1 pseudogene is annotated in these 688 nt (G+C 57.4%); it reads left to right on the top strand.

The features are described 5' to 3' along the window. Nucleotides 1–267 (top strand): annotated as a pseudogene (locus tag B3C64_RS04535) (hypothetical protein); the annotation flags it as partial. Nucleotides 268–688: the final 421 nt, after the last annotated feature.

Raw genomic sequence — 688 nt, 5'->3', positions numbered from 1 at the left:
GGATACGCAGTGCATCTGAGCCAACCGCAGAAGGTGCATCGCATGAGCATCACCATCCGCACGTCCGGCGGCCAGGGATATGTTCGCGTGAACACCACGTCGAACCCCAACGAGGGCGAGCAGGTGGCGCAATTCGAATTCGACGCGAGTGGCACGACCAATGTGAAGTTCAACAAGACCGTGGAAACACAGGATGTGTTCCTGTGGGTGCCGATCAATAGCCTTCCGGGCAACCAGCTGTACATCGACGCCATCCAAATCTACTGATTCGCGGATTCGGCGAATCTGCCGGTTTCGGCGGTCGAGGGGCGCGGTTCCATGTGGGCTGCGCCCCTCTTCGTATGAATGCGCATGCGCGCGTTCACCAATCCAAACGTTCCTGCGGAAATCATGCCACCACGCGCGCGGAAATGTTTCCGACGAATCGATTTCCCGCTTTTTCTCAGGGATTCGCACATAACCTATGTTTGAAAGCAAACGATTCCGGCAGTCGCCTTCCCTTCTTCCAAGGCATACGCGGAATCGCGAACCAGAGGATTATGGAGATAACGATGTCCCAAAACTTCACGTGGAACGCGGGCCCTGTGTCCATGACGTTCGAATACGCGGATGACCAGCCGGTCGTCATGCGTGACCTTGCCATCAACGGCGTCGCCGTGCGCTTCCCGGAAAGCACGCCGATCGCGGA

This window comes from Bifidobacterium sp. UBA6881 (assembly GCA_002451435.1).
Classification (GTDB): Bacteria; Actinomycetota; Actinomycetes; order Actinomycetales; family Bifidobacteriaceae; genus Bifidobacterium.
This window is presented reverse-complemented; position numbering and strand designations above follow the sequence as displayed.